Origin of the sequence: Streptomyces sp. NPDC000229 (assembly GCF_040300825.1) — a bacterium.
Taxonomy (GTDB): Bacteria; Actinomycetota; Actinomycetes; order Streptomycetales; family Streptomycetaceae; genus Streptomyces.
Genome location: NZ_JBEPEL010000031.1, coordinates 63395 through 71756, shown reverse-complemented (window position 1 = coordinate 71756; position 8362 = coordinate 63395). Strand labels below are relative to the sequence as shown.

10 protein-coding genes and 1 pseudogene are annotated in these 8362 nt (G+C 68.5%); 3 read left to right on the top strand and 8 right to left on the bottom strand.

The window, feature by feature from the left end:
• Positions 1–36: 36 nt before the first annotated feature.
• Both ABT360_RS17625 and ABT360_RS17620 read left to right on the top strand, forming a co-directional pair.
• Entirely contained in the window at positions 37–408 is a 372-nt protein-coding gene (locus ABT360_RS17625; RefSeq protein WP_351816565.1) for a hypothetical protein, read from the top strand.
• 173 nt (positions 409–581) lie between these two features.
• Positions 582–887 carry a hypothetical protein gene (locus tag ABT360_RS17620; RefSeq protein ID WP_351816562.1) on the top strand — a complete coding sequence of 102 codons (306 nt, stop codon included), beginning with the start codon at positions 582–584 and terminating at the stop codon, positions 885–887.
• A 12-nt stretch (positions 888–899) separates the two neighbouring features.
• Here ABT360_RS17620 and ABT360_RS17615 read toward each other — a convergent pair.
• The 6 genes and pseudogenes from ABT360_RS17615 to ABT360_RS17590 all read right to left on the bottom strand — a co-directional run bounded on the left by ABT360_RS17615 (position 900) and on the right by ABT360_RS17590 (position 5280).
• Positions 900–1755: pseudogene (locus tag ABT360_RS17615) on the bottom strand (IS5 family transposase).
• Between the two features lie 102 nt (positions 1756–1857).
• Complete coding sequence (locus ABT360_RS17610) at positions 1858–2220, bottom strand: SPW repeat domain-containing protein (RefSeq protein ID WP_351816559.1); 363 nt, start codon at positions 2218–2220, stop codon at positions 1858–1860.
• A gap of 132 nt (positions 2221–2352) precedes the next feature.
• Positions 2353–3306 (bottom strand): Rieske 2Fe-2S domain-containing protein, encoded by a 954-nt coding sequence (locus ABT360_RS17605; RefSeq protein ID WP_351816557.1) that lies wholly within the window; start codon positions 3304–3306, stop codon positions 2353–2355.
• 56 nt (positions 3307–3362) lie between these two features.
• A complete protein-coding gene (locus tag ABT360_RS17600; RefSeq protein ID WP_351816554.1) occupies positions 3363–4040 on the bottom strand; it encodes a hemerythrin domain-containing protein in 678 nt (225 codons plus the stop codon).
• A 652-nt stretch (positions 4041–4692) separates the two neighbouring features.
• Entirely contained in the window at positions 4693–4860 is a 168-nt protein-coding gene (locus ABT360_RS17595) for a hypothetical protein (RefSeq protein WP_351816552.1), read from the bottom strand.
• A 183-nt stretch (positions 4861–5043) separates the two neighbouring features.
• Complete coding sequence (locus tag ABT360_RS17590; protein ID WP_351816549.1) at positions 5044–5280, bottom strand: hypothetical protein; 237 nt, start codon at positions 5278–5280, stop codon at positions 5044–5046.
• 25 nt (positions 5281–5305) lie between these two features.
• Here ABT360_RS17590 and ABT360_RS17585 point away from each other — a divergent pair, with 25 nt between their 5' ends.
• Complete coding sequence (locus tag ABT360_RS17585; protein ID WP_351816546.1) at positions 5306–5500, top strand: hypothetical protein; 195 nt, start codon at positions 5306–5308, stop codon at positions 5498–5500.
• A gap of 415 nt (positions 5501–5915) precedes the next feature.
• Here the strand turns inward: ABT360_RS17585 and ABT360_RS17580 are convergent, their stop codons facing one another.
• Entirely contained in the window at positions 5916–7142 is a 1227-nt protein-coding gene (locus ABT360_RS17580) for a hypothetical protein (protein ID WP_351816544.1), read from the bottom strand.
• Positions 7127–8032, bottom strand: a complete 906-nt coding sequence (locus ABT360_RS17575; protein WP_351816541.1) for a hypothetical protein — start codon at positions 8030–8032, stop codon at positions 7127–7129. The genes ABT360_RS17580 and ABT360_RS17575 overlap by 16 nt, the downstream gene beginning before the upstream one ends.
• Positions 8033–8362: the final 330 nt, after the last annotated feature.

Sequence of the window (8362 nt, the reverse complement as noted above, 5' to 3'; positions counted from 1 at the left end):
CACGGCTTCTCGCCGCCGGGCGCGGTCTGAAGGGGCATGGACATCCGGGTTGCGCGGCGCCGATCTAACGAAGAATCTCTGACTCAGGTCACTAGTGGGGGTCTGCTGCTGTCGGCAGGGTGGAGCATGTTGCGCGCAGCCCGGGACGAGGATGGGCTGAGGCACGCACGGCGCACGGGTGTCGGCACTGCGCTCACGTTCCTGATCATCGACCTGGTGTATGTGCCGCAGGGCCGGATCCGCGCCACCTACCTGATGGATGCGGCGAAGGAAGCCGCCTGGCTCGCCGCCTGGTGGCAGGCCGACCGGCTGGACGGTGACGGCGGCCGCCATGGGAGGTCGGCTGAACGTCGGCGCAAGAAGAGCAGGACGACCCGGAGGTGTCCTTCGGGCGGGCGACACTACTGACGGTGAGTTCAGATGCTTCGTCGCCAAACGCCAGCAGCTTTCCCGTAGGCCCTGTCGGCCCGGACGGTCGTGATCAGCGCACCCCCGACAGGGCGCGGCCCCCTACACCTGCCCACCTCCCCGGCCGGGGACTAGGCCGTGTCCCGTGGATCACCACATGAGGTAATTGAGGAATGAGCTACTTCATGTACAACGTCATGGGCGGGACGATCGATGAGCCTGATCCGGAGACGATGGGGCGAGTGCTCGACGGTCTAACGCAGGCCGATGACGAGCACCCCGATGTCTCGCTCACCCATGAGAGCGGGTGGTGCCTCAGCGCGTTCAGCGGCGGTCTGCTGGTCTGGGAGAACCCGGATGAGGATTCAGTAGCCCCGGGAGAGATGCGCGATGTCGCCCGAGAGGAGATTCTCCGGCTCTTCGGACTGCTGGCGGCGGGCGACATCGCATCGGTTGAGGCGCTCCCTTGGCAGAGGTGACCAGCCTTACCGTCAGGTTCGTACCCAGAGGAAGATTGCCGCGACCTGAAGTGCCGCGAGGTAGTGCACGGCGAGCTTGTCGGTACGAATGAATACCGCGCCACTGCTTGAGCCGGTTGATGCATCGCTCGACAGTGTTGCGGTGCTTGTATGCCTGGCGGTCGAAGCTGGGTGGGCGGCCGCCTCGCGAGCCGCGCCGCTTGCGGTTGGCGATCTGGTCCGCAGGTTCCGGGATCACCGCAGTGATGCCGCGACGGCGCAGATGGGTGCGGATCGCGCGGGAGGAGTATGCGCGATCCGCGCTCACACTGTCCGGTCTCGTCCTGGGCCTGCCGTTCCCGATTCTGGGCACGCGGATGCCGGCCATGACCGCCTCGAAAATAGACAGAGTCGTGGCGGTGTCCAGCTGCGACCAGCAGCGACAACGGACGGCACCGGCCGTCGGATGCCAGGTGGACTTTGGTCGTCAGCCCGCCGCGGGACCGCCCGAGAGCGTGGTCGTCCGGTTCGCCCACTGGAGCCCCTTTTTGCGGGCGCCGGCGGCGTGCTGGTGAGCGCGCACGGTGGTGGAGTCCACGCTCACCAGCCAGTCGATGTCTCCGGCTGCGTCGGCCTGGGCCTGGAGTTCGGTCAGGATCCGTTGCCAGGTGCCGTCCTTCGCCCACCGTCGGAAGCGGTTGAAGACCGTCTGCCAGGGACCGAACCGCTCGGGCAGGTCCCGCCACGCGTTGTTGCCCCGGTACTTCCACGCCACCGCGTCGATGATCACCCGATGGTCCCGCCATCGACCACCACGGGGCGGATCGGGCGGCAACAGGTCCCGGATCCGCTTCCAGCCCTCATCGCTCAACCCGCCCCTGGACTCCACGTCGGATCAAACGACCATCTGATCCACGGGACACTGCCTAATGCCCAGGCCACGCACACCCTGCGCTCTCCCTCCTCCGGGATGGCTGCCACCAAGGGAGCCCTAGCTTGTTGTCCGGTGTCGCCCGCGCCCGCTGGTGCCGTTGTGGTAGGTGCGGAAGAGGAGCAGGGAGGCAATGGACAGGGCGATCAGGACGCTGCCCGCCGCGACGTCGAATACGGGGGCGCCGTCGGTGAAAACGGCGGTGTTGCGCAGACCGAGCAGCCACGGAGAAGCGACGAGCCAGGCGCCGGCGGCCAGGATGAGCAGGTCCGACCACCGGCCCAGGTGCCACTTGAACCGGGCCATCGCTACGAACAGGACGATCATGCCCACCCCGAGCTCATTGCGGTGAGCGTCCTTGGCGCTCGTGGGCAGACCGGTGACCCACGGGGCGACGAACAGGGCGACAGCCGTGAGGGCCATCAGCCCACTGATGAGCTGATCTCGTTGTCCTTCCCGCAGTACCCGTCGCACCTCCGGCGCCATGGACGCTTGCCGTGTGCTGAGTGCTTTCCCGGCCATGCCGAACACCTTTCTCACGTGGTACGCAACCGTTCACGCCACGCGCCCCTCGGTTTGCGTCCCTGCCAGATGCCGGAGCCGTGCTTCGACCCGCCCATCGACAATCCGCGTGTCGAAGCACGGCTGGGGTGCAGTCGCAGGGCCGTGAATATTCCAGCCGTCGGCCAGCCGGAAGACGCTGCCGTGCCAGGGGCAGCGCACGCAGCTGTCCACAATCTCGCCCTCCGACAGTGGCCCGGCCATATGGCTGCACCGGTCGGCCAGCACATGGACGGCACCTGTCGCCTCCCGGAGCACCATGACCGCCACTTCGCCGATATGACGCCGCACCGGCTGACCGGCAGGGATGCCGGTCACGTCGCCCACGACGTGCCAGCCGGGCTCGACCATGTGCGATACCTGCTCGGCGTGGTTCGCGCCGGACGCCTGACGGTAGGCGAGGTGACCGCCCAGCGCGCCGCCGACGGCGACGGCCGACAGCCCGGCCATTCCCAGCGCCTTGCCCCGCCATACCCGTCCGCGGCGCCTGGCGGCATATGAAGCCGCGTACAGGGCGACGGCGGTGATGTTGGTGGCCGCGTGCACCAGCCCGACGCGCTGTTGCTGCCTGGGCAGCTCGGCCCAGTCGGTCCAGCCGGCCACCGCCGCCGGCCCCGCTGCGGCGAGCCCGACCCCGATCAGGGTCCGCGCTGCGCGGCGGTGGCCGGGCAGCGCATCGAGCACCGCTGCCGACAGCCACGAACCGATGGGCACCTGCACCATCAGGGGATGCACCGGATGGCCAAGCCAGCGCCCGTGCAACACATCCCGGCCGGATCCCAGCGGCGCCGCCCGCACCGCCGCCCGCACCACGATGATCAACCAGTCAGCTCCCGGCCACCGCTCCAGCCGGTCCACGCCCCGAAGGACGCGACCGGGCCCCTGGGCCGACGGCAAGAGCCGCCCAGCTGCCGCACTCACGCGATAACGCTTGAACGATCGCTCCATGCCGCAGCGGGTAGCCCCTCAGGCCCGGAGGAAACAGCCGACCGAGACCGGCACGGTCAGCGGCCCCGCCGCAGGACTCTGGCAACGAGCCACACCAGACCGACGCACGCCCCCGTCGCCGTAAGCGTCCAGCCCCGCAGCACCCGCACTCCGGTCGGCAGCAGATCACGTACCCGGTCGACGGCACTCAGCGGTATCCCGAGGACGGCGTTGCCCGGAGGTCGCCGTGGCACCACCGGGTGCGGATGCGTCGGCGCCGTGCGGCGAACCGTCTCCCACGTCGTCCCCAGCCTGCGCAAGCGGGCGGTATCGAGTGATTCCTGCAAGCGTGGCAAGAGCAGGTCCTCCTCGTCACGGATGTCCTGCCGGATCAGTGCGAACGTCTCAGCGGCCAGCTCATCGTGACGCGGATCGTCCGGGCCGATCCTCTCCATCTCGGTGACAAGATCGTTGATCTGCTGATGCTCGTTTTCGACCTTCGCGGTCAGCTCATCCCCATCTGGAGCCAAACGGCGCAGTGCAGGCCACAGCACGGTCTCCTCGGCGAAGGCATGGCTGAAAGTCAGCTGGACGATAGCCTTGAAGGTCTTGTGCCGTTCTTCACCAGATCCCCCGCCAGACTCGTACAGCCGCATGAGGCGGTCCAGCTCGGCGTGGTCACGGCGTTGACGGACCAGGACGCTGGCGTTACCGCCGAGCTCCTCGATGCCCTGCTCCTTGATCGACTGGGTCATGGCCGACCTCCCTTGGTCACCGTGTCAGGAGCTACGGCGGGCGGAGAGTGATGGCACGCGGCTCAGCGCCTGGTGCCGCCCGCCCTCAGCACACCATTGCGGCTACCCACCAACGCCGCCGTCAGCCACCCGGAGCACACCAAATGGATGGATACGTCGGTGTGCACTTCACCCATCCCTCGAAGGAAAACCCGAGGACACTAGCCAGCATCCGCTCGGCGGCGGCCACGAACCGGCCGCCGACCCCTCCTATGCGAGCGCCACGAGGACCGGAACACATGAAGACCGTCCTACCGTGTCGGTGATCCTCAGCCGCCGAACTCGAGACAAGGCTTGTTCACCGTGGTGAGTACTTGCCGTAGGCATCCGCATCACCGGTGGTCGCCCATCACGGTCGGTGCCGAATGTCAGGCGCCTCCGCGCCCTACGTCGAGGACCGGGGAACTGAGCGTGCAGATCGACCACGTCCACGTTGCCCGTGGGGCCCGAACGGCTTGCGCCGGGTGCTCGCCGTGTCGTGGGCCGGTGACCCCCACGGAATGAGTCGTGGCCCTCCGACCACGCGGCCGTGGTCGCGGACCTGGACGACGGCGGCCGTACTAGATTCCCGGCCGACATGATCAAACCCGCGATACCGCCGCCTCGGCGACTATCAGCCGTTGGAGGGCTGTGCACCTTCTCCGAACGATGGGACGTCGCCGACGGTGATGTCCAGGCGCAGCCGTACGAGGCGCAGTGGGTGACGCCAGGCGCCCCGATCGATCGCCGCGTCGGCGTCGACTTCCACGACCACCTCGGGGACCACCAGGGTGACGTCCAAGGGTTCGCGGCTGCGCCAGGTGGAGGAGAAGCGGGCACCGGTCCACGGATGATCCGGGGCCGGCTGGCCGGAGGCGACCGGCGAGCTGGCTGGCGGCGTCCGGCCCAAGCGGAACGGTCCGGCCCACGGGGCGCAGCCGGTCGTCTTCGTCGTAACGGCCGAGAACGAGGACCTGCGGTCGGTTCAGGGTGCCGGTGATGCGCCGATGATCGCTTCGGTGGTGTGGCGGCGGCGAACCTTGAACCATCCCCTTGCGCCCGGCAAGTAACGCTGTCCGAGCCCCTTGATCACCAAGCCCTCCACGCCCTGCACCTCCGTCCAGGACGTCAGCCACTCCTGCGCCACGGCCACGTCCGTCGTCATCGGACAAAGCGTCCACGGCGGCGTCAGCTCATGTTCACGAAACAGCCCCTCAAGCACCGCGCGGCGGCGGGCGTACGGCTCGGTGAAGCTCCTCGCCACCCACCTGGAGAACGTCAAAGGCGATGAAGTGCGCAGGCAGCGCGTCCGCGAGCTGCTGGACCGTACGGCCGCCGGAGAAGGCGCGGCGTTGCAGCGCCTCGAAGGAGAGTCGGCCTTCGGACCATACGACCCCCTCGCCGTCGAGGACCGGGCGGCAGGTGCGTTGCGGCGCGGATGAGGTCGGGGCAGTGTCTCTGGATCAGGCTGCCGCGTCGGGGCTGCAGGAGCACCGGACCGCCCGGCTGGTCGGGGGAGAACAGCAGGCACCTGTAGCCGTCGAACTTGGCCTCGAACGCGAGGCGACCGGGCAGGATGCCTGGGCCGGGGAGGGTCTCCCCGGCCTGGGCGAGCATCGGCTCCACCGGCGGACGTAGCACCACCAGGTCCTCGCTCCCGGGTAGGGAGCCGTGCCGCTCGGGGGGTTGGCACGGCTCCCCGACAAAGGGGGTCGCAGCTCGCCCGGTCCTGTCAGTGGACGCGGCTGCCCCTTCATGTCTACGGCCCAGGCACGGTCCGCGCGACCGGACCGGGCGAGTCGGTGACCGGGCTCCCTTATACGGATGCTTCTTCGATGGCCGGCCCCGCACAGCCGCTCACGACCAGCTCAGGAACACTGTGTGCGAGTCCAGCTCCTTGTCGGCGAGATCGGTCGCCGTTCCTCCCCGTGTGGTCGGCACCACCCGGAAGGCGGGCGCGTGGTACCCATAGTCGGGGTCCTGCTCGGCATTGGGTTGGTGGACGGAGACGATGAACTTCGTGCCGTCGGGCGACACCAGCGTCCCCTCCGCGACGGTGCCGTCCTGCGGGCCGACCACGCTGATCGGGGTGCCCGCGGCGCGGCCGGTGTGGGCGTCCATGGTCTGGAACGAACCGGACGACGTGCGGCACAGCACCCGGTCGTCGCCGACCCAGCCCACGGCGCCGGCGCATCCACTGAGCAGCACGGCACCGCGCGCCAACGTCCTGCTGAGAGGCCCGGAGGAGTTCCAGGTGTCGAAGACGGTGCCGAAGACTTTGGGTGCGGTCGCTGTGAGCCGGCGGCCGTCCGGCGCGAGGTGCACCATGTTCGCCTGGACGGCTCGCGCGGGCTTGCCCGTGACGGTCAGGGGCAAGTCGTTTCCTGCGGCCGGGCCCTCGTCCGACAGGTGGTGGTCGCCCTCGGTGGACCGGGAGCCGATCCTCTTCCGGCCATCGTGGTCCGTGTACGTGAACCACACGCTGCGCCCGTCCGGCGACATCACCGCGTTCTGCTCGTCGTCGCCCGCGGCACCGCTCAGGCGCACCAAGTCGTCGTGTTTTGCGTCGCTCTTCACGAAACCGACGTGAGAGGCGTTCTTGTCTCCGGGGTCCCGGAGGACTACCGCCATTCGCGTGTACGAGAGGTCGAAGAGCGCGCGGACCCGGGGAGCGATGTGTTCCAGGCTGTCCGTGCGATAGGGGGACGGCGCGTCCGGGTTCCCGGGGCAGAGGTCCACGAGTGGGCTGTGGACCGTCTTGGCACCGGGATAGTTGTTGAACGCGGCGTCCTGCGGAAGGGCGAACCACCGTGTCGCGCGCGGTTTCCAGCTCTCCGGATCCCACGCCGTCAGCGCGACGGCAACGTAACGGGCGCCCATGGCGCACCTGGCGGTGACCACCGTGTTCTCGCGGGTGAAGGGGGTGTCCGGAAGGGCGTATCCGTGGTTGCCCAGGTAGGGGGCCGAGCGCGCTGAAGACCCGGACGTGGGCTTCTCCGCGCTCGGTTGCGAGGTGCAGGCTTGGAGGGGCAGGGTCGCGAGGACCGCGAAGAGCGCGGCCTTTCCGGCTAGATTTGGTCGCACATCGGCTCCTCGGTCTTCTGGTGGCACGCCGTCCAGGGGACGGGTCCGAAGACCCACGTCTGCCGGGGGTTGGCGGGGACGGACTCCGTGCGGATGCGCAGCGGGTTCCCGTCGCTGTCCTTCAACTGGAACCACTGCGCCTTCTGGTAGGCGTCGACGTAGTGGACCTTGATCCCCCACTCGCACGACTGTCCTGGCGGCGGGATCGCCTCTACCCGCATGGCTCCAGAGGACTGGCCGTTCCCGACCTCGATATTGTGGGTGTCGAAGTAGGGTTCGCCCTGTCCCTCGTCGTCATCGGTCAGCACCGGCTCGCCGCCCCGTGGCGGGACGTGGACCCGGATCCCCTGGTAGGCGACTCCGCCCTGCGACGGATAGCCGACGACTGTCTTCGCGGTGCTCGGCCGACAGGTGACGTCGGTGGCTTTCCAGTCGTCGATGACCACGGCGGCGGACCGGGTGCTCAGCAGTCTGAGCTTGAAGGTGCCGGAGAGTTCCATGCGGCCGGTCGATGTCAGCTGCTTGTACTGCTTCGGGGCGTGTTCCAGGTAGGACGCGTAGGTGAGCAGGCGGCCGCCGAGTGACTTGAGGTATGCGAAGGTGGCGGAGGGGTCATCGCTGGAGGTCAGTTTCCGCGTCTCGCTCTCGGTCAGTTCGCGGTCGAGGACCATGACCCAGTCCTGGCGGGGGTCGCCCAACTCGGTTTGCACGGACGCAGTGAAGGGCGCTTGGGAGGCGTCGTACCCCTTGTTGGCATTGTTCTCCCTGGTCACGCTCGGCTTGATCATGTAGTAGCCAAGGAGCGTCCCGCCCAGGACGCTCAGGAGACCGACCGTCGCCGTTACCGACAGCCACAGGATCTTCTTGCGCCGGGAGGCAGCAGGGTCCACTCCGAGTACTTCGGAGGTGATCGCGCCTAAGCTTTCGTCGGCTCCGCCTTGCGTATCGGCGGACCTCTGTGGCCGTGGCTGAGTAGCGGCGGACGGCGCGGTCGCGTCCGAGCCTCCTTGTTGCCCCGTCGGCCCCGGGGTGGTATCTCCGTCGGCGCTCGGCTGCGGTTCCGGTGTCCCGTCCGTTGGTGCGGTTGCCGTCATGCCAGTCCCCCATGTTGTGATACGTCCTGCGCGCTCGGCACCGGACACGGGCGTCCGTACGGAGCCCGGCTGTACGGGGCGCCCGCCATGCCTCGCGGCCCGCCATAAGGAAACGCACCGTCGCTG